Origin of the sequence: Psychrobacter sp. 219-2-C (genome assembly GCF_049560815.1) — a bacterium.
GTDB classification, from domain to species: domain Bacteria; phylum Pseudomonadota; class Gammaproteobacteria; order Pseudomonadales; family Moraxellaceae; genus Psychrobacter; species Psychrobacter faecalis.
The window spans coordinates 1,840,926-1,861,535 of the sequence record NZ_CP186933.1 but is presented as its reverse complement, the minus strand read 5'-3'; the positions used below and the strand labels follow the sequence as shown (position 1 = coordinate 1,861,535).

At 43.8% G+C, this 20,610-nt stretch carries 13 protein-coding genes and 1 tRNA gene; all 14 read left to right on the top strand.

Annotated features, from left to right (window positions below; genetic code table 11):
- Nucleotides 1–199: 199 nt before the first annotated feature.
- The 14 genes from ACPEGP_RS07535 to rpoC all read left to right on the top strand — a co-directional run bounded on the left by ACPEGP_RS07535 (nucleotide 200) and on the right by rpoC (nucleotide 20,598).
- Nucleotides 200–1,414, top strand: coding sequence for an EcsC family protein (locus ACPEGP_RS07535; protein ID WP_423813052.1), 1,215 nt, complete (start codon nucleotides 200–202; stop codon nucleotides 1,412–1,414).
- A 456-nt stretch (nucleotides 1,415–1,870) separates the two neighbouring features.
- On the top strand, nucleotides 1,871–2,245 hold the full coding sequence (rpsL, locus tag ACPEGP_RS07530; protein WP_011281154.1) for a 30S ribosomal protein S12: 375 nt from the start codon (nucleotides 1,871–1,873) through the stop codon (nucleotides 2,243–2,245).
- A gap of 205 nt (nucleotides 2,246–2,450) precedes the next feature.
- Nucleotides 2,451–2,924 (top strand): 30S ribosomal protein S7, encoded by a 474-nt coding sequence (rpsG, locus tag ACPEGP_RS07525; RefSeq protein WP_068405119.1) that lies wholly within the window; start codon nucleotides 2,451–2,453, stop codon nucleotides 2,922–2,924.
- Between the two features lie 407 nt (nucleotides 2,925–3,331).
- Nucleotides 3,332–5,458, top strand: coding sequence for an elongation factor G (gene fusA, locus ACPEGP_RS07520; RefSeq protein WP_191692399.1), 2,127 nt, complete (start codon nucleotides 3,332–3,334; stop codon nucleotides 5,456–5,458).
- Between the two features lie 220 nt (nucleotides 5,459–5,678).
- Nucleotides 5,679–6,869, top strand: a complete 1,191-nt coding sequence (tuf, locus tag ACPEGP_RS07515; protein WP_068404023.1) for an elongation factor Tu — start codon at nucleotides 5,679–5,681, stop codon at nucleotides 6,867–6,869.
- 541 nt (nucleotides 6,870–7,410) lie between these two features.
- A tRNA-Trp gene (locus ACPEGP_RS07510) sits at nucleotides 7,411–7,486 on the top strand.
- 51 nt (nucleotides 7,487–7,537) lie between these two features.
- Entirely contained in the window at nucleotides 7,538–8,026 is a 489-nt protein-coding gene (secE, locus tag ACPEGP_RS07505) for a preprotein translocase subunit SecE (RefSeq protein ID WP_068405077.1), read from the top strand.
- Nucleotides 8,027–8,096: 70 nt separating this feature from the next.
- Nucleotides 8,097–8,627: a transcription termination/antitermination protein NusG gene (gene nusG, locus ACPEGP_RS07500; protein WP_068405079.1), complete on the top strand. Its 531-nt coding sequence runs from the start codon at nucleotides 8,097–8,099 to the stop codon at nucleotides 8,625–8,627.
- 90 nt (nucleotides 8,628–8,717) lie between these two features.
- Entirely contained in the window at nucleotides 8,718–9,149 is a 432-nt protein-coding gene (rplK, locus tag ACPEGP_RS07495) for a 50S ribosomal protein L11 (protein WP_068405081.1), read from the top strand.
- Nucleotides 9,150–9,851, top strand: a complete 702-nt coding sequence (rplA, locus tag ACPEGP_RS07490) for a 50S ribosomal protein L1 (RefSeq protein WP_068405082.1) — start codon at nucleotides 9,150–9,152, stop codon at nucleotides 9,849–9,851.
- A 426-nt stretch (nucleotides 9,852–10,277) separates the two neighbouring features.
- Nucleotides 10,278–10,805: a 50S ribosomal protein L10 gene (gene rplJ / locus ACPEGP_RS07485; protein ID WP_025652244.1), complete on the top strand. Its 528-nt coding sequence runs from the start codon at nucleotides 10,278–10,280 to the stop codon at nucleotides 10,803–10,805.
- A 126-nt stretch (nucleotides 10,806–10,931) separates the two neighbouring features.
- Nucleotides 10,932–11,306 carry a 50S ribosomal protein L7/L12 gene (rplL, locus tag ACPEGP_RS07480; protein WP_068405083.1) on the top strand — a complete coding sequence of 125 codons (375 nt, stop codon included), beginning with the start codon at nucleotides 10,932–10,934 and terminating at the stop codon, nucleotides 11,304–11,306.
- A 785-nt stretch (nucleotides 11,307–12,091) separates the two neighbouring features.
- Nucleotides 12,092–16,210 carry a DNA-directed RNA polymerase subunit beta gene (gene rpoB, locus ACPEGP_RS07475; protein WP_068405086.1) on the top strand — a complete coding sequence of 1,373 codons (4,119 nt, stop codon included), beginning with the start codon at nucleotides 12,092–12,094 and terminating at the stop codon, nucleotides 16,208–16,210.
- 167 nt (nucleotides 16,211–16,377) lie between these two features.
- A complete protein-coding gene (gene rpoC / locus ACPEGP_RS07470; protein ID WP_102077692.1) occupies nucleotides 16,378–20,598 on the top strand; it encodes a DNA-directed RNA polymerase subunit beta' in 4,221 nt (1,406 codons plus the stop codon).
- Nucleotides 20,599–20,610 lie beyond the last annotated feature (12 nt).

Here is a 20,610-nt window from a genome sequence, read left to right as displayed (position 1 = left end):
CATTTAATATATGCTGACGCCATGTATGGTTTAAGATAAGCGATACTTTTTGATACAAAATTGACGATAGTGATAACATTGTTGGCACTGACATTTATCGTAAGCGTTGGCTAAAATAGCAGTCAATTTGCAAAGTTCTGTTAAATAGCTCTTATAAATAATATTAATAACAAACACTCATCACATTAAGGATATAAAGATGGCAAAGCCTAGCACACTATTTAAAGGCATCAGCAGCGTTGGTTCTTTTACTCGTGGTAATTTGGAACGTATGGGCGCAATGATTGATAGCGTCAATGCCAAAAGCGGCAAACCGCGCCAATTTAAAGCAGTAAATCTCGGCGATGAAGACTATCAGCAGGATTTGTTTCGCGAGCAAACCTTAAAAGCCACCCAGCAGTTATTGGGTACGCGTTTTGCTACTTATGGCAAGTATGCCAAAAAAATAGTGCCAAACAGCTTGTTTGATTCGACGGTCGATGGTGCTTTTGCGCAGATTGCCAAGCTTGCGTCCAATTGGAGTCAGATTGACCTGCCAAATCAGCATCGCTTCGCTAATATTGCAAACTTAGATGACGAAGAGCGTTATGCTCTAGCAACGGATATCGCTAATCAAAACCGTGCTTTGGCGACATTGGGCGGCTTAACAGGATTAGCAGGCCTACCAGGCTTACTTGCTGATACTTTATGGTTGTTACTTGTCTCATTACGTACCGTTTATCAGCTAGGCGCTATTTATAATAAGCCATTGACTGGTAAGCAAGGCGTCAAAATGGCTTATGAATTACTGGCAAGTGCCGATTTGAGCAAAATGCAAGAGAAGCAGGCTTTATTAGCTGGTATCGGTATTGGTAAAGGCTTGCTTGATAATGCGCAAAGCAATGGTTTGCATAATGAGCTTAAAAACCTTGGTCTGAAAAATAAAAACGTCAATTTTTATGCCGAACAAGTAGATAATATTGCCAGCCAAGTTGGCATTAACTTAGATAACATCAACTTATCATGGGTACGCCGCTTTTTACCAGCCACTGCCATCATCGTTGGTATGCGCTACAACAGCCAGCTGATTGATGAGGTGATCGGCGTGGCACAAGCGACATTTGCACCAGAAGCCAAACTTGCTAACCGTGCCATTATTGACGATAGCAGTAGCGAAGCGCAGGTGAAGAAGAACACCGACAGTAAGAATGAGGAGCAAAGCCCTAAATCTGACAATGCAAAAAAAGACACAGATAAGGCTGACGACAATAAGTCTAAAGCTAAAAACAACAAATCTAAGACTGACGACGATAAATCTAAAGCTGACCAAACAGAAAGCGAAGTAAAAGCCGCCTCAGAGCCGGTGTCAAAAACCACTGATGAAGAGTCAGTAGATGAAAACTACAAAAAAGCTCAGGCAAGTAAAAAAGATTAACGTTTTAGTCTATAGTGATGTAACTATAATTTACTGTATGAAGGCAGAAGCTGATATAAATCGGCTTATGCCTTTTTTATGAGTATGTCTTTATTTATGAGAATGTCTTTTTTGTGAAGGGGTTTTAAGGCTAAAAAAGTATCTAAAATTCAAACTTTGCCTTGAAAAATAAACAACCAACTCCATTAATAGGAAACATCGATTTTACCATCTTGCAATGAAACAATTGCTCATCTTAAAATCTGTTGCTTACCGTTAAGTCTGCTACAATCTTTGCTCATGCACATCTATCGAATGTTGTAAAGGACAACCGCTCATAAGTGGTTGAAATAGCAGCAACAACTCTTTATAATACACTGTCCTAAAAATGGGTGTTCCGAAATCTGTCGTTAATGTCAGATTGCTGGCGCATTAGCCCATTTTTTTGTTTTATACCAAACGGGAGAAGGATGCCTTATGGCAACAACTAACCAATTGATTCGTAAAGGTCGCAAAACCATCAAGGAAAAGTCAAAAGTTCCTGCGTTGGAAGCGTGCCCACAACGCCGTGGTGTATGTACTCGCGTATATACTACTACCCCTAAAAAACCTAACTCAGCCATGCGTAAAGTATGTCGTGTACGTTTGACTTCAGGCTATGAAGTATCAAGCTACATCGGTGGTGAAGGTCATAACCTACAAGAGCACAGTGTTGTTCTTATCCGTGGTGGTCGTGTAAAAGATTTACCAGGTGTACGTTATCACACCGTTCGCGGTGCACTTGACTGCGCAGGCGTAAAAGACCGTAAGCAAGGTCGTTCTAAATATGGTGCGAAGAAGCCTAAAGTTTAATAGCTAATTGCTATTAAATAAGCTGATTTGTATCACCCATTAACTGTGCATGGGACTGGTGTTAGCTGTATTTTTAAGTTATTAATTGACGCTATAACATACCGCCATGCAGTAAGGCTGACTGACAACTCGATATAACGCCATCCAATAGTAATTGGTGCGAGATTGTGAATGTCAGACACTCCTGAAGAAAAGGATTATTATTATGCCAAGACGTCGCGTCGTTGCTGCCCGTGAGATCCTACCGGATCCTAAGTTTGGTAGCCAAACTGTTGCAAAATTCATCAACCATGTCATGAGTCATGGTAAAAAATCTACTGCTGAGCGTATCGTTTATGGTGCTCTTGAGACAGTAGGCCAAAAGCGCAACATCGAAGATCCAGTCGCTTTCTTTGAAGAAGTTTTAGAAAATGTCCGCCCAATGGTCGAAGTAAAAGCTCGCCGTGTTGGTGGTGCAACTTATCAAGTACCAATGGAAGTACGCCCCTCCCGTCGTACTGCCTTGGCTATGCGTTGGTTAGCTGAAGCTGCTGCTAAGCGTTCTGAAAAATCAATGGCTTTGCGTCTTGCAGGCGAATTGAATGATGCTGCTGACGGTAAAGGTAATGCTATGAAAAAGCGTGACGAAGTTCACCGCATGGCAGATGCTAACAAAGCATTCTCTCATTACCGCTTCTAAGCTGGTTTTATTTTTAAAACTGGTTTAAATGCTTAGGATTAACGGTTTCGATCAGTTAATCCTGATATTGTTGATTTATTCTATTGATTGCCGCCATCATTATTGGGTTGTTTAATTTTTCCTCAAAAGCTGAGAAGGTATTAAACAGTTTAGATGGCGGACATCTGTCAAGATGCTGTTTTGTAAGGGATGCTTTTTCATAAAGCCTGCAAAAAATATGCACCGCTTAAAAGAAGTCTCCTAAATTTGATGCCGCACTATTCTTAATATTTGCTCTTTTTTTGTCCGTATTTGGCCCAATAAACAGTAAGTAATATGCAAAGTTCATGGTCTCATGGCTTTGTCATAGAGTATGAGGTAGAGACACAACACATTAATATATACACGAATTTCCCTAGGAAAACACTATGGCTCGTAAAACTCCCCTAAAGCGCTATCGCAATATTGGTATCTCAGCGCACATTGATGCTGGTAAGACGACCACTACTGAGCGTGTTTTGTTCTATACCGGTGTTAGCCACAAGCTTGGCGAAACCCATGATGGTGCAGCTACCATGGACTTTATGGAGCAAGAACAAGAGCGCGGTATTACCATTGCTTCTGCGGCGACGACTTGTTTTTGGTCAGGTATGGCAAAGCAGTTCCCTGAACACCGTATCAACATCATTGACACCCCAGGCCACGTTGACTTCACGATTGAAGTTGAGCGTTCTATGCGTGTTCTTGATGGTGCTTGTATGGTTTATTGCGCGGTAGGCGGGGTTCAGCCACAGTCTGAAACCGTATGGCGTCAAGCAAACAAATATAAAGTACCACGCTTAGCGTTCATTAACAAAATGGACCGTGTTGGTGCTGATTTCTACCGTGTGGTAGAACAAATCAAAACTCGTCTAGGTGGCAAGCCAGTGCCGTTGGTTATTCCAATTGGTAAAGAAGACGACTTTGAAGGCGTTGTGGATCTTGTGACCATGAAAGCTATCTATTGGGACGAAGCGTCTCAAGGGATGAAGTACGAAGAGCGCGAAATCCCAACTGAACTACAAGAAAAAGCGGAAGAGTACCGTGAGTATCTAGTAGAAAACGCTGCTGAAGCCTCAGAAGAACTCATGAATGAGTATCTTGAAAATGGCGAATTGACGGTAGAGCAGATCAACGACGCTATTCGTCAATTGACCATCGACAACGAAATCATTCCACTTCTTTGTGGTACTGCCTTTAAAAACAAAGGTGTACAAAAGATGTTGGACGCCGTTATTCAGTATCTACCTGCGCCAATGGATGTACCTGCTATCCGCGGTATCCTTGACGACAAAGATGAAACTGAAGGTACGCGTGAAGCCTCTGATGACGCGCCGTTCGCAGCACTAGCGTTCAAAATCATGAACGACAAGTTCGTTGGTAACTTAACCTTCGTTCGTGTGTATTCAGGTGTTCTAAAACAAGGTAGTAGCGTTTATAACCCTGTTAAAATGAAGCGCGAGCGTGTTGGCCGTATCGTTCAGATGATGGCAGATGCTCAGGTAGAGCTACAAGAAATCAGCACGGGTGATATTGCAGCCTTAGTTGGTATGAAAGACGTCACTACTGGTGATACGCTATGTGACGAAAACAACGTCATCACGCTAGAGCGTATGGAATTCCCAGATCCAGTTATCTCTCTAGCTGTTGAACCTAAGACCAAAGCTGACCAAGAAAAAATGTCTATTGCTTTGGGCCGTTTGGCAAAAGAAGACCCATCATTCCGCGTCCATACTGACGAAGAATCTGGTCAGACCATTATCAGTGGTATGGGTGAGCTGCATCTAGAGATTCTTGTTGACCGTATGAAACGTGAGTTTAACGTTGAAGCGAACATCGGTGCGCCGCAGGTTGCTTATCGTGAAACTATTCGTAACGTGGTTGAGCAAGAAGGTAAATTCGTACGTCAGACTGGTGGTCGCGGTAAATTCGGTCACGTTTGGTTACGTCTTGAGCCTATGGATCCAGCGGGCGATGTTCTATATGAATTCGCTGAAGAAGTTGTTGGTGGTACCGTACCAAAAGAATTCCACGGTGCAGTCGACAAAGGTATCCAAGAGCGCATGAAAAACGGCGTACTTGCAGGTTACCCAGTTGTTGGCGTTAAAGCGACCTTGTATGATGGTTCTTACCATGATGTTGACTCGGATGAGTTGTCATTTAAAATGGCTGGTTCTATTGCATTCCGTAAAGGCTTCATGGCAGCAAACCCAACCCTACTTGAGCCAGTAATGAAAGTAGAAGTTGAAACGCCTGAAGACTATATGGGCGATATCATGGGCGATTTAAACCGCCGCCGTGGTATGGTTCAAGGTATGGAAGACTTACCTGGTGGCACTAAGCAGATTCGTGCAGAAGTACCATTAGCAGAAATGTTTGGTTACGCCACGCAAATGCGTTCTATGTCGCAAGGCCGTGCAACCTATTCAATGGAATTCCAAAAGTACGCTGAGATTCCAAAATCAGTTGCAGAATCTATCATCTCTAAATTCAACTCTAAAGATGAAGACGAGTAAATATTACGTATTAATAGGACAATATTGAGTCAATCTCTCTATTGTCCGTAGAGATTGCGCCAATAATTGGTTAAAAGACTTGTTATTGGTCGCGATTTTCTTATAATATCTGCACATTGTATGTGCAACCTTTTAACAATTATCTTAATGTGGTCGGTATCCCTTAACTTGCGCATGTTTAGCAGTTAACTACTTGACCCCAAATAAAGAGGAAATACCCATGGCAAAGGCCAAGTTTGAACGCAGCAAGCCACACGTCAACGTCGGTACCATCGGACACGTTGACCACGGTAAAACAACCCTAACTGCCGCTATCGCAACCGTAGCCGCAATCACCTCTGGTGGCGAAGCCAAAGACTACGCCGCTATTGATAGCGCACCAGAAGAAAAAGCACGTGGCATCACCATCAACACCTCACACGTAGAATATGACACCCCAACCCGTCACTACGCCCACGTTGATTGCCCAGGTCACGCCGACTATGTTAAAAACATGATCACCGGTGCAGCCCAAATGGACGGCGCAATCCTAGTCGTATCAGCAACTGACGGCCCAATGCCACAAACCCGTGAGCACATCCTGCTATCACGTCAGGTTGGCGTACCGTACATCATCGTCTTCATGAACAAATGTGACCTTGTTGATGACGAAGAATTGCTTGAGCTAGTAGAAATGGAAGTTCGTGAACTTCTTAACGACTACGACTTCCCAGGCGACGACACCCCAATCGTAAAAGGTTCAGCTACCCAAGCCCTTAAAGGCGACGAAGGTCAATACGGCCAACCAGCCGTTGTAGAACTACTAGGCATCCTAGACACCTACATCCCAGAGCCAGAGCGTGACGTTGACAAAGCATTCCTAATGCCAATCGAAGACGTATTCTCAATCTCAGGCCGTGGTACCGTAGTAACCGGTCGTGTTGAATCAGGTATCGTACGTGTTGGTGACGAAATCGAAATCGTCGGTATCCGTGACACCCAAAAAACCACCTGTACTGGTGTAGAGATGTTCCGTAAACTGCTAGACGAAGGTCGTGCAGGCGAAAACTGTGGCGTACTACTACGTGGTACTAAGCGTGAAGACGTACAACGTGGCCAAGTACTAGCCAAGCCAGGTTCAATCACCCCTCATACTAAATTTGACGCCGAAGTATACGTACTGTCAAAAGAAGAGGGTGGTCGTCACACACCATTCCTAAACGGCTATCGTCCACAGTTCTACTTCCGTACCACTGACGTAACTGGCGCAATCCAATTACAAGACGGTACTGAAATGGTTATGCCTGGTGACAACGTTGAGATGGGCGTAGAGCTTATCCACCCAATCGCTATGGACAAAGGTCTTCGCTTCGCAATTCGTGAAGGCGGCCGTACCGTAGGCGCTGGTGTTGTTGCTAACGTCCTTAGCTAAGCATCAAAACCCTAACGCTATAGAGTTATCTAAGCGTTAAGCAGTAAGAAAAAAGCCATCCTGATAAAGGGTGGCTTTTTTTGTGGGATATGAATGAGGATAAGGGGTTAAAAAAACATATAGTCAAGATATACTAAAAAAGCGACGGTATTGCTGATATCAATTTTTTGTAGCCTCTGTCTGCGCAGGCACAGCTAGCAAGAAAAATTGATATCAGCAGTGTGTGATGTATCTATATTACTTTTCACTCACTATAGTAGAAGAGTAGGGCAGACAAAAACCAATCTCACCTTATATGGGTTTATACATGTACCTTAAAAAGCGCTTATTATCTGCTCGGTGTCTATTGTAATTCTTAACCGAGCTTGCTATATTAACGCTGCGATTCATTAGCACCCTTTATGATTAATTTTTATATTTCTCATATAAATGGTTTAAGAATGACGCTTAAGAACAGTCATATTAGCATCGCAGCAGAATTTTATTCCTAAATGCTTGCATTCTATGCTCAATATTGTATAATGCTGTCCTTTACACCCATAGGCGATTGGCTCAATTGGTAGAGCATCGGTCTCCAAAACCGAGGGTTGTAGGTTCGAGTCCTACATCGCCTGCCATCTTCTTATCATATCTTTGTCATACCCCACCATCTCCGAAGTGAGTTCTTTATGAGCAATAATCAAGATAACCTCGAGACTAAGTTATCTGATGCTAAGGCAGTGGCTGGTGGAATGCTGTCCAAAGATAAGCACGTTTCGGCGAATAATCAAACAACCGCTGTTGAAGTTGCTAAAACTGGTTCAGTTAAAGATGTGGTATTGTGGCTACTTGCCGCAGTAATTTTGATAGGAGCAACCTTAGTCAATCAATACTTACCAGGCTATTGGCAACCTGCCAATGATGTTTGGATGCGTATTGGTATCATCGTTGCTCTAGTTATTATTGCCTTGGTCTGCTTAGCGTTAACGCATCAAGGCCGCGCTTTTAAAATATTATTAAAAGATGCCGCCGTTGAGCTACGCCGAGTCACATGGCCTGGCAAAGATGAAACCTTTCAATACACATGGCAAACGATTGTCATGATTGCTATTGTGGGTTTTTTGGTTTGGCTATTAGATAACTTTTTTAACTGGTTCGTTGGTATTTTTATTGGTTAATGACGCGTATTAGTGTCCATTAAACCAAATTTACTTATAACGACTTAACTTTACTGATCAGGAGCGTGATATGCGTTGGTATATTGTCCAAGCGTTTTCAGGATATGAAAAGCAAGTACAACGTTCATTAACTGATCGTATCAATCGTAGTGAATTTGCCGATTCATTCGGCGATGTTTTGGTACCTACCGAAGAAGTCGTTGAAATGAAAGACGGCAAAAAGCGTAAAAGTGAGCGTAAGTTCTTTCCAGGCTATGTATTGATTCAGATGGAAATGAACGACAACACGTGGCATATAGTCAAAGACTGCCCGCGTATTATGGGCTTTGTCGGTGGCACGCCTGAAACGCCAGCACCGATTACGCAAGTAGAAGCCGACCGTATTTTAAACCGTTTAAATCAGACTGAAGCTGACCCACGTCCGAAGACTCTATTTGAGCCAGGCGAAGAGTTGTTGGTTATCGATGGTCCATTTACTGACTTTAAAGGGTTGGTGGAAAAAGTGGATTATGAGAAGTCTAAACTGCATTTAACGGTAAACGTATTTAATCGCCCGACGCAAGTCGAGCTTGAGTTTAGTAAAGTTGAAAAACTAGACTAAACCGGTAAAACATTCATCAACCGGGGAGCTGTTAGTCAATGAGGTGCATACCATATTGATTTGGCGCTATTACCCATTTAGGAGAGTATCATGGCTAAGAAGATTGATGGTTACATCAAACTGCAAGTGCCTGCAGGTAAAGCAAATCCTTCACCACCGATTGGTCCAGCATTGGGTCAAAAAGGCGTGAACATCATGGCGTTCTGTAAAGAATTTAACGCTGCGACCTCAAACCAAGAGCCGGGTCTACCGATTCCTACTGAGATTACCGTATACAGCGATAAATCTTTTACTTTCATCATGAAGTCACCACCAGCGGCATACTTACTACGTAAGGCTGCTGGTATCGCTAAAGGCTCTGGTACACCTAACACCGCTAAAGTCGGTAAAGTTGACCGTGCACAATTAGAAGAAATCGTTAAGACTAAAGATGCAGACTTAACCGCTGCTGGTCTTGATGCTGCTGTCCGTACCATCGCTGGTACTGCACGTTCAATGGGTATTACCGTGGAGGGTGTGTAAATGAGTAAACTTACTAAGCGTCAAAAGCTAATCGCTGAGCGCGTTGAAAACGAAAAATTATACACTCTTGAAGAAGCCGTTCAAATCCTAAACGATTTGCCAGCTCTTAAATTCAAAGAGTCTATCGATATCGCAGTAAACTTGGGCGTTGACCCGCGTAAATCTGATCAAGTCGTTCGTGGTGCTACTAACCTCCCTGCGGGTACTGGTAAAACCAAACGCGTTGCTGTATTTGCTCAAGGCGCTGCTGCTGAAGCCGCTAAAGAAGCTGGTGCTGACATCGTTGGTTTTGAAGACCTAGCTGAGCAAATCAAAGCCGGTAACATGGACTTTGATATCGTTATTGCTGCTCCTGACGCCATGCGTGTGGTTGGTCAATTAGGTACTATCTTAGGTCCACGTGGCCTAATGCCTAACCCAAAAGTTGGTACGGTAACGCCTAACGTTGCTGAAGCTGTGACTAATGCGAAAGCGGGTCAAGCACAGTACCGTGTTGATAAAGCGGGTATTATCCATACCACGATCGGTCAAGTTGGCTTCACTGCTGAGCAAGTTATGCAAAACGCTCAAGCATTGCTATCTGATCTTAAACGCGCTAAACCTGCGACGTCTAAAGGTACTTTCATTAAGAAAATTACCTTGTCTAGCACTATGGGCCCAGGCATCTCAATTGATCCTGTTCCATACCGCGTTGCCAAATAATTTTTTGTATAAAAACTGCTCTTTATTCGACGATTTTGAATAAAGCGCCCATATTGTTTTAAAGAATTAGGTCAGCGTAGCAAACGCTCCGCTGTCTAAGACCGTAGGTAGAAAGCGGTTTATGATTACTTGTGATGGTAAGCTGCTTTTGTTAATCGACGACAGGTGAAAATCTTAGTTGTCCTACGCAGACGGTGACCCACCCAGTTGTTGATAAGAGCCAATAGATTGGTATTTATACCAAATTATTACTCGATGTCAGTCTGATAACGGTGCCGTAATCAGTCGTTATGAATGAACTCTTTATGGGGTTTATAAATAACGTGTCGTATCAAGTCAGTCGTCGTAAGTTATTTACATTGTCCAAAACTTTGGTTTTAGAATATTAAATAATGAGCGGATTGATAAGATTAAAGGAGTCAACTTATGGCATTAACGCTAGAGCAAAAACAACAAGTTGTGGCTGAAGTGTCTGAAGTTGCTGCTAATGCTTACTCAGCAGTAGCTGCCGAATATCACGGTATTGGTGTTGCAAAGCTTACTCAGCTGCGCGAACAAGCTCGTGATAAAGGTGTCGTTTTGAAAGTGGTAAAAAATACCCTAGCAAAACGCGCTTTTGAAGGCACTAAGTTTGAGAGCATGTCAGACCGTATGACTGGTCCACTACTTTTGGCTTTCTCTATGGAAGATTTGGGATCTGCTGCTCGAGTCGTTTTCGACTTCAGCAAAGATAACAAAGCTTTAGAGACCAAATTGGTATCAGTCGGTGGTGAGGTTTATGGTCCAGAAGAGCTAGAGCGCGTATCGAAGCTACCAACTCGCGACGAAGCAATCTCTATCCTAATGGCTACTATGAACGCACCAGTGACCAAGCTTGTCCAGACTATGAACGCAGTTCCTGGCAAGTTCGTTCGCACGGTAGCGGCAATCAAAGACGCAAAAGAAGCTGCTTAATTGCTTGTTTTAACGTAACTTTGACATCGCCGATTGCACTGCATTGCCAACCCTATTTAAACATTTGGCAAGCAATCCAAGCGATATTAAAACCAACTAAATTTTATCAGATAACGGAGAGTTCTCATGGCACTATCTAAAGATGATGTGTTAAACGCAATCGCTGAAATGTCAGTAATGGATATCGTTGAGTTAATCAGCGACATGGAAGAAAAATTCGGCGTAACTGCTGCTGTTGCCGCTGCTGCACCTGCTGCTGCTGGTCCTGCTGCTGCCGCTGCTGAAGAAAAGGACGAGTTTGACGTTGTTCTTGCCAGCTTTGGCGAGAAGAAAGTTGGCGTCATTAAAGCAGTTCGCGAAGCGACTGGCCTTGGCTTGAAAGAAGCGAAAGATTTGGTTGAAAGCGCTCCAGCTCCAATCAAAGAAGGCGTAAACAAAGCTGAAGCTGAAGAGTTGAAAAAGAAACTTGAAGAAGCTGGTGCAACTATTGAACTAAAATAAGTTCAACTGCTGTACAAAAAAAGCTGGTAATGCCTTGCATTATCAGCTTTTTTTTATTATAATCCATAGCTTGACCTTTTGTGTCTGCCAACATACGTATGCAACATCACGGTGGATACCCATCAAAAGGACAGACGATATACATGCAAGCACACTTAGTAGTTATTGAAATCAGTTAACGAGCTAAACGTCGATCGATGTTTGGCGTTTTTTTGTGTCTGCATGCTCTTCATTAACACTATAATTTATACTGATTCCAAAAGTCACTGTTTCAAAATTCATAGTTATCTCAGATTTTTAATCTAAATGCTGTTCATTAAGTCATCTGGTAAGGTTTTACTGTCAGTATATGCACTGGTAGACGGTAGATATCAGCGACGATATTACTTATGATAGCAGATGCTGAGTAGGTTTTTAAAAGAGAAGTAGCAATAGTACTTTAAGTGAATTTACAAAGAGAATCAATAGTATCTAAATGCCAGTTATTGGTCTTAGATACGGTGCAGTGGTTACTCGTAAGTACTACAAAGTTAAAAGGTGCAAAGCATTGAAATTTTTAGTGTTAGCACTCATATAGGCATGCTTAGATGCCGATTTACGCTTAAATAAACTGGATTAATTATGCACTATACGCGTGAATTAATTAGCAGTCATTAAATGAGCATGAATATCCGTTTTATATTATCGTTTACGTTGCCAAGTTTGCATGATATTCATATTAAATAGTATTGATGCAAGTCGGCCGCGCTTTCAATTTGTTTCCACGTTTACTGTAAGGACTCTCGATGGCATATTCTTATACTGAAAAAAAGCGTATTCGCAAAAGTTTTGCTGAATTGCCTACTGTGATGGACATTCCCTATTTGTTGTCTATCCAAGTAGATTCTTATGAGCAATTTTTGCAAGAGCATAAAAAGCCAAAAGCTCGTGAGAATACTGGTTTACAAGCTGCGTTTTCTTCTATTTTTCCAATTGAGAGTCACTCTGGTAACGCAGAGCTACAATTCGTTGAATATTATTTAGGCACGCCTGAGTTTGATGAGCGTGAGTGTATTTTACGTGGTTCGACCTTTGCGGCGCCAATGCGCGTTAAAATCCGCCTGATTATTAAAGATAAAGACAGCAAAGACAAAGACAGCAAAGCGGCGATTAAAGACATCCGTGAGCAAAGTGTCTATATGGGCGAGATGCCACTAATGACGGCTAACGGTACTTTTATTATCAATGGTACTGAGCGTGTGATCGTATCACAGCTACATCGCTCACCAGGTGTGTTCTTTGACCATGATAAAGGTAAGTCGCATTCAAGTGGTAAGGTGCTTTACAACGCCCGTATCATTCCTTACCGTGGTTCTTGGTTAGACTTTGAATTTGATGCCAAAGATTTGGTTTTCGCTCGTATTGACCGTCGCCGTAAATTACTTGCGTCTATTATTCTACGCGCGCTTGGTCTGACTACCTCTGAAATCTTAGATTTGTTCTTTGATAAAGTAAAAGTATATAAAGGCGAAGAGCAGTTTGAGATCGATTTGGTTGCTGATCGTCTGCGTGGCGAGATGGCACAGTTTGATATCGTATCACCAGAAGGTGAGGTGATCGTCGAGCAGGGCAAACGTATCAACGCCCGCCGTATCCGTCAGCTTGAAGAAGCGGGTATGACCAAAATTGCGATTCCTGATGAGTATTTATACGAGCGCATTTTGGCCGAAGACATCGTTGTCAATGATGAAGTGATTGCGCGTGCCAATACGCTTATTGATCATGAATTATTGGTTAAATTAAGCTCGTATGAAGCCAGTGATTCTATCAAAGAATTCAGCATTCTATTTACCAACGATATCGATCAAGGCAGTTATATTGCCGATACGCTACGCGCCGATAGCACCTCAAGCCGTGAAGAAGCCTTGATTGAAATTTATAAGGTCATGCGCCCAGGTGAGCCACCAACGGTTGAAACTGCTGAGAAGCTGTTTGAAAGCATGTTCTTTAACGCCGATCGTTATGACCTATCAAACGTTGGCCGCATGAAGTTTAACCGTCGTTTGGGTCTAGAGTTTGAAGACACTGACGATGCTGATGTACAGCGCGCGCGTAGTGTTTTGACCAATGATGATATCGTTAACGTTCTAAAAGAGTTGATTGAAATTCGTAACGGTCGCGGCGAAGTCGATGATATCGACCATTTAGGTAACCGCCGTATTCGTTCAGTTGGTGAGATGGCTGAAAACCAATTCCGTGTCGGCCTAGTGCGTGTTGAGCGTGCGGTTAAAGAGCGCTTATCATCAGCAGAATCTGACAACTTGTCACCACAAGATTTGATCAACTCAAAGCCTGTAGCGGCAGCAGTGAAAGAATTTTTTGGTTCAAGCCAGTTATCACAGTTTATGGATCAGAACAATCCATTGTCGGAAGTGACGCATAAACGCCGTGTATCAGCGTTAGGACCGGGCGGTTTGACTCGTGAGCGTGCAGGCTTTGAAGTACGTGACGTTCATGATACCCATTATGGCCGCGTCTGTCCGATTGAAACACCTGAAGGTCCAAACATTGGCTTGATTAACTCATTAGCGACTTTTGCTAAAACCAACAGCTTTGGCTTCCTAGAAACACCATATCGCCGTGTGGTTGACGGTAAAGTAACGGATCAAATTGAATACTTGTCAGCTATTGAAGAAGTCGGTACGGTCATTGCTCAGGCGGATTCGCCAGTAACGGCAGAAGGCGCGCTATCTGATGAAATGGTCAGTGTGCGTAGCTATGGTGAGTTTGTACGTATGCCGCCAGAAAAAGTGACGCATATGGATGTGTCACCAAGTCAGGTGGTATCGGTTGCCGCCGGTTTGATTCCGTTCCTAGAGCATGATGATGCTAACCGAGCACTTATGGGCTCGAACATGCAACGTCAGGCCGTTCCTACGTTACGTGCTGATAAGCCGTTAGTTGGTACTGGCATGGAGCGTCACGTTGCTCGTGACTCTGGTGTTTGTGTGATCGCGAAGCGTGGCGGTGTGATCGAGGACGTTGATGCGTCGCGTATCGTCGTGCGTGTCAATGAAGATGAAATGGTCGCCGGTGAAGCAGGTATTGATATCTACAACTTGATTAAATACACGCGCTCAAACCAAAACACTTGTATCAACCAACGCATCATTGTAAACCAAGGTGATGAAATTGCCTTTGGTGATATTTTAGCTGATGGTCCATCAACGGATCTTGGTGAATTGGCGTTAGGTCAGAACATTCGTATTGCCTTTATGCCTTGGAACGGTTACAACTTCGAAGATTCGATTTTGTTATCTGAAAAAGTGGTCAAAGAAGATCGTTTCACCACCATTCATATCCAAGAATTAACTTGTGTAGCGCGTGATACTAAGCTTGGTACCGAAGAGATTACTGCCGATATTCCAAACGTTGGTGAAGCGGCGTTATCAAGCCTTGATGAAGCAGGTATTGTTTATATCGGTGCTGAAGTTGACGCTGGTGATATCTTAGTTGGTAAAGTCACGCCAAAAGGTGAGACGCAACTGACCCCAGAAGAAAAACTGCTCAGAGCGATCTTTGGTGAAAAAGCAGCTGATGTGAAAGACACCTCATTGCGTGTTCCAACATCAAGCAAAGGTACGGTCATTGACGTCCAAGTCTTTACCCGTGATGGCGTTGAAAAAGATGCGCGTGCCAAAGCGATTGAAAAATCACAGCTTGATAGCTACCGTAAAGATTTAAAAGAAGAGCTACGCATCTTTGAAGAAGCGGCTCGTGGCCGTATCGCAAGCCTGCTTGACGGTCAAAAAGTCAGTGGCGGTTCTGGTCTAAAAGCCGGTACAGTCATGGCATTGGCTGACATGAAAGAGATGAGCCTTGAAACCTTGCTTGATATCCAGCCGGTTGAAGAAGAAATCTCTGAGCGTCTGACCCAAATCGCTGATTACTTGGTCGATAAGCAAAAAGATATTGATGTGAAATTTGCTGAGAAAAAACGCAAATTGACCGCTGGTGATGACTTACAGCATGGCGTACAAAAGATCGTTAAAGTATATCTAGCCGTTAAACGCCGTATCCAGCCTGGTGATAAAATGGCCGGTCGTCATGGTAACAAAGGTGTGGTATCGCGCATTATGCCGGTTGAAGACATGCCTTATGATGAACATGGTAATACCGTTGACATCGTCTTGAACCCACTTGGTGTACCATCGCGTATGAACATCGGTCAGGTACTAGAGACGCATTTGGGTATGGCAGCGAAAGGCCTCGGCGAAAAGATTGACGGTATGCTCAAAGCCCAAGCCGCGATTAAAGATTTGCGTGATTTCTTAGATAAAATCTATAACAAAGTAGGCGGTGAGAGCGTTGATCTTGATAGCTTAAGTGATGATGACATCATGGCGCTGGCGGACAACTTACGCGACGGTGTACCAATGGGTACCGCAGTATTTGATGGTGCTCATGAGTATCAAGTCAAAGAATTGCTTGAGCTTGCGGGAATGGATCGCGATGGTCAGCAGACCTTGTATGATGGTCGTACGGGTCAGAAGTTTGACCGTAAAGTAACCGTTGGCTATATGTATATGCTCAAACTTAACCACTTGGTTGATGACAAGATGCATGCGCGTTCTACCGGTTCTTACTCGCTTGTGACGCAGCAGCCACTTGGCGGTAAAGCGCAGTTCGGTGGTCAGCGCTTCGGTGAGATGGAAGTTTGGGCCCTAGAAGCCTATGGCGCGACTTATACCTTGCAAGAGATGCTAACGGTGAAGTCGGATGACGTTGAAGGCCGTACACGTATGTACAAAAACATCGTCGATGGTGAACAATATATGGATCCAGGTATGCCTGAATCATTTAACGTATTGACCAAAGAAATCAAATCACTGGGTATTAATATTGAGTTAAAACAAAGCAACTAAAACCAACGCAGGCAAAATTGCTGTTTAACTTAGTTGTCCACTAAAGGCAGTCTGCTTTATTGCTGCTGCTTTTAGTGATTTGTCTCAACCCTATTCATTGCCTTCATTCATCTTAGCCGCGCTCATAGTACGCTGTCAGATGATTATAAAGATAACGGAGAAGCAACTTGAAAGATTTACTCGATATCATGCAAAGCCCTACCGGCAACGGTAACCATGAATTTGACAGTATTCAAATTACGTTGGCCTCACCTGATGTGATCAAATCATGGTCACATGGTGAAGTTAAAAAACCCGAAACGATTAACTATCGTACCTTTAAGCCTGAGCGTGATGGTCTGTTCTGTGCCAAAATCTTTGGCCCCGTAAAAGACTTTGAATGTTTATGCGGTAAATACAAGCGCCGTAAGTTCCAAGGCGTTATCTGTGAAAAATGTGGCGTTGAAGTCACTACTGCGAAAGTACGTCGCGACCGTATGGGTCATATCGACCTAGCGAGTCCTGTTGCCCATATTTGGTTCTTAAAATCATTACCAAGCCGCATTGGTCTTTTGCTAGATATGACGCTTCGTGATATCGAACGCGTCCTATATTTTGAAAGCTATATCGTCACCGAGCCTGGTCTGACTTCTTTAGAGAAGTATCAGCTGCTTGATGATGAAGATTATTATAAAGCGCTTGAAGAGTTTGGCGATGAGTTCACGGCCAAAATGGGTGCTGAAGCGGTTCAAGATTTATTAAAAGACATCGATTTAGATATCGAGATTGATGAGCTGCGTGAAGCCATTCCGCAAACGGGTTCTGAAACCAAGCTTAAAAAGATGTCTAAGCGTCTTAAATTATTAGAAGCATTCCGTGATTCTAATAACAAGCCTGAGTGGATGGTAATGAATATCTTACCAGTACTACCACCAGATTTACGCCCGCTAGTACCGCTAGAAGGCGGCCGTTTTGCGACATCAGATCTAAACGACTTATATCGTCGCGTGATCAACCGTAACAACCGTCTAAAGCGTCTATTAGAGCTAAGCGCCCCTGATATCATCGTACGTAACGAAAAACGTATGTTGCAAGAGTCAGTCGATGCCTTGCTTGATAACGGTCGCCGTGGTCGTGCGATTACCGGTAGTAATAAGCGCCCATTGAAATCTTTGGCAGATATGATCAAAGGTAAGCAAGGTCGTTTCCGTCAGAACTTACTTGGTAAGCGTGTTGACTACTCTGGTCGTTCGGTCATCGTTGTAGGTCCAACGCTGCGTCTACATCAGTGTGGTCTACCAAAGAAAATGGCACTTGAGCTATTCAAGCCATTTACTTATAACAAACTATTGTCTCATGGTTTAGCGACAACGATTAAAGCCGCTAAAAAGATGGTCGAGCGTGAAGAGCCACAAGTGTGGGATATGCTGGCCATGGTTATCCGTGAGCATCCAGTACTACTGAACCGTGCGCCGACGCTTCACCGTTTGGGTCTACAAGCATTTGAGCCAGTATTGATTGAAGGTAAAGCGATTCAGCTGCACCCTCTCGTTTGTACCGCGTTCAACGCTGACTTTGACGGTGACCAAATGGCGGTACACGTGCCATTGACCCTAGAAGCACAGCTTGAATCACGTGCGCTTATGATGTCGACCAACAATATCTTGTCGCCTGCCAACGGTGATCCAATCATCGTACCGTCACAAGACGTTGTACTTGGTTTGTATTACATCAGCCGTTCATCAATCAATGCCAAAGGCGAGGGCATGATCTTTGCCACCGTTAATGAAGCATTGCGTGCGATTGGCTCAAACGATTTGCATGTTAACGCTAAGATTAAAGTGCGTGTAACGGAAACTCATGTCGACGACGAAGGTAATGAGACCAAAGAAGTCAAGATGCAAGATACCGTTGCTGGCCGTCTACTTATCTGGAATATCATGCCTAAAGGTATGACGTTTGATGAGTGTAACCAAGAGATGACCAAGAAAAATATCTCTAAGTTGATCAACTCTTGCTACCGTAAAGTTGGCGTGAAAGAAAGTGTCATGTTCGCTGACCAATTGATGTATCTTGGTTTTGCACAAGCAACCTTATCTGGCGTGTCTATCGGTATCGATGACATGGTCATTCCACCGCTGAAAAAACAAATCATCGAAACCGCTGAAGCAGAAGTTCGCGAAATTGAAGATCAATTCGAGCAAGGTTTTGTGACCGCGGGTGAGCGTTATAATAAAGTCGTCGATATCTGGTCGCGTACCAATGATAAAGTCGCTAAAGCGATGATGGATAACTTGGCAACTGATAAAGTTATCAATGCCAAAGGTGAAGAAGACGAGCAGAAATCGTTCAACTCTATCTTTATCATGTCGGATTCTGGTGCTCGTGGTAGTGCCGCTCAGATTCGTCAGTTGGCAGGTATGCGTGGTTTGATGGCAAAACCGGATGGCTCAATTATTGAGACGCCGATTAAAGCCAACTTCCGCGAAGGTCTGACCGTACTGCAGTACTTTATTTCAACGCACGGTGCGCGTAAAGGTCTTGCCGATACCGCTCTAAAAACTGCGAACTCAGGTTACTTGACGCGCCGTTTGGTTGACGTAGCGCAAGATTTGGTTATCACTAGCGAAGATTGTGGTACTGAGGAAGGCTTGCTCATGAAGCCGCACATTCAAGGTGGCGAAATCATCGAGAAGCTCGGTGAGCTAGTCCTTGGTCGTGTGACCGCGCGTGATGTTACTTACAACGATGATGCGTCAAAAGTCTTGATTCCAGCAGGTACCTTGATCGATGAGTATTGGGTAAATGTTCTTGATAACAACGCGATTGATGATATCTGGGTACGTTCGGTCATCACGTGTGATATTGAGCATGGTGTTTGTTCACAGTGTTACGGTCGTGACCTTGCTCGTGGACACAAAGTCAATATCGGCGAGTCAGTCGGTGTTATGGCAGCGCAGTCTATCGGTGAACCAGGTACTCAGTTAACCATGCGTACGTTCCACGTTGGTGGGGCCGCAAGTTCTGCATCTGTAGACAATAGCATCTCGGCACGTAATGCGGGTCAAGTGCACTTTGAGAACATGAAAACGGTACAACATACCGATGGCCATTTGGTTATCGTATCGCGTTCAGCAGAATTGGCATTGACCGATGAGCTTGGCCGTGAGCGTGAGCGCTATAAAGTACCTTATGGTTCTAGCGTTCTTGTGAAAAACGAAGAGCAGGTCGAAGGTGGTCAAACCATCGCTAAATGGGATCCGCACACGCACCCAATTATCACAGAGTTCGCCGGTACCGCACGCTTTAGTGATATTGTTGATGGTTCGACAGCAACGGTTAAAGTTGATGATGCCACTGGTATGAGCTCGTTTGAAATCCTAGCGACTCGTGACCGTTCAAGCTCAGCCAAAGACTTACGTCCGGCGATTATCTTGAACACTGACGAAGGTAAAGAAGTGGTTTACTTCTTACCAGCTGAAACGATTATTCGTGTTAGCGACGGTGAGAAAGTAGCAGCCGGTTCGATTCTAGGCCGTGTACCACAAGCGTCTTCAGGAACCAAAGATATTACCGGTGGTCTACCACGCGTTGCTGACTTATTTGAAGCGCGTCGTCCGAAAGATCATGCCATCATGGCAGAAATGACCGGTGTCGTCAGCTTCGGTAAAGAGACCAAAGGTAAAAATCGCTTCATTATTACCAATGAAGATGGTGAAGTCCATGAAGAGCTAATCCCGAAATGGCGTCAGATCAACGTTTTCGAAAACGAGACGGTTGCTCGTGGTGAGATTATCGCTGATGGTCCACAAAACCCGCACGATATCTTACGTCTAAAAGGACAAACTGCGCTTGCTGATTATATCGTAAACGAAGTTCAGGACGTTTATCGCTTACAGGGCGTGAAAATCAACGACAAGCATATCGAAGTTATCATTCGTCAGATGCTGCGTAAAGTTGAAGTCACGGACGGTGGTGATTCAAGCTACTTTAAAGGTGACCAGGTTGAGTACGCTGACGTCAAAGCGCTGAATGCGAAACTGGAAGCGGAAGATAAGTTCCCAGTTAAGTATGAGCGTCAATTGCTTGGTATTACCAAAGCAAGCTTGGCAACAGAAAGCTTTATCTCAGCGGCATCGTTCCAGGAGACAACCCGTGTCCTAACGGCGGCAGCTGTGACAGGTAAAGTTGATGAGCTACGCGGTCTAAAAGAGAACGTGGTGGTTGGTCGCTTGATTCCTGCTGGTACTGGTCTTGCTTATCATAAAGCCCGCAAAGAAAAAGCGGAGCAAAAACTGCAAGATAATGATTTGAATGCAGCGTTTGATATGTCTGCTAGTACCGATAGTACAGACTTTGCAAGCTTTGATGAAGCCTTTGCTCAAGAGCTTAACCAAGGTAATCATTAATCTAGATAACCT

What these genes read in the sequence shown, in the direction of transcription:
- rplK (WP_068405081.1), top strand. Translation starts at nt 8,718, where the DNA reads ATGGCTAAGAAGATTGATGGTTACATCAAACTGCAAGTGCCTGCAGGT.
- nusG (WP_068405079.1), top strand. Translation starts at nt 8,097, where the DNA reads ATGCGTTGGTATATTGTCCAAGCGTTTTCAGGATATGAAAAGCAAGTA.
- secE (WP_068405077.1), top strand. Translation starts at nt 7,538, where the DNA reads ATGAGCAATAATCAAGATAACCTCGAGACTAAGTTATCTGATGCTAAG.
- rplL (WP_068405083.1), top strand. Translation starts at nt 10,932, where the DNA reads ATGGCACTATCTAAAGATGATGTGTTAAACGCAATCGCTGAAATGTCA.
- rpsL (WP_011281154.1), top strand. Translation starts at nt 1,871, where the DNA reads ATGGCAACAACTAACCAATTGATTCGTAAAGGTCGCAAAACCATCAAG.
- tuf (WP_068404023.1), top strand. Translation starts at nt 5,679, where the DNA reads ATGGCAAAGGCCAAGTTTGAACGCAGCAAGCCACACGTCAACGTCGGT.
- ACPEGP_RS07535 (WP_423813052.1), top strand. Translation starts at nt 200, where the DNA reads ATGGCAAAGCCTAGCACACTATTTAAAGGCATCAGCAGCGTTGGTTCT.
- rplJ (WP_025652244.1), top strand. Translation starts at nt 10,278, where the DNA reads ATGGCATTAACGCTAGAGCAAAAACAACAAGTTGTGGCTGAAGTGTCT.
- rpsG (WP_068405119.1), top strand. Translation starts at nt 2,451, where the DNA reads ATGCCAAGACGTCGCGTCGTTGCTGCCCGTGAGATCCTACCGGATCCT.
- fusA (WP_191692399.1), top strand. Translation starts at nt 3,332, where the DNA reads ATGGCTCGTAAAACTCCCCTAAAGCGCTATCGCAATATTGGTATCTCA.
- rplA (WP_068405082.1), top strand. Translation starts at nt 9,150, where the DNA reads ATGAGTAAACTTACTAAGCGTCAAAAGCTAATCGCTGAGCGCGTTGAA.
- rpoB (WP_068405086.1), top strand. Translation starts at nt 12,092, where the DNA reads ATGGCATATTCTTATACTGAAAAAAAGCGTATTCGCAAAAGTTTTGCT.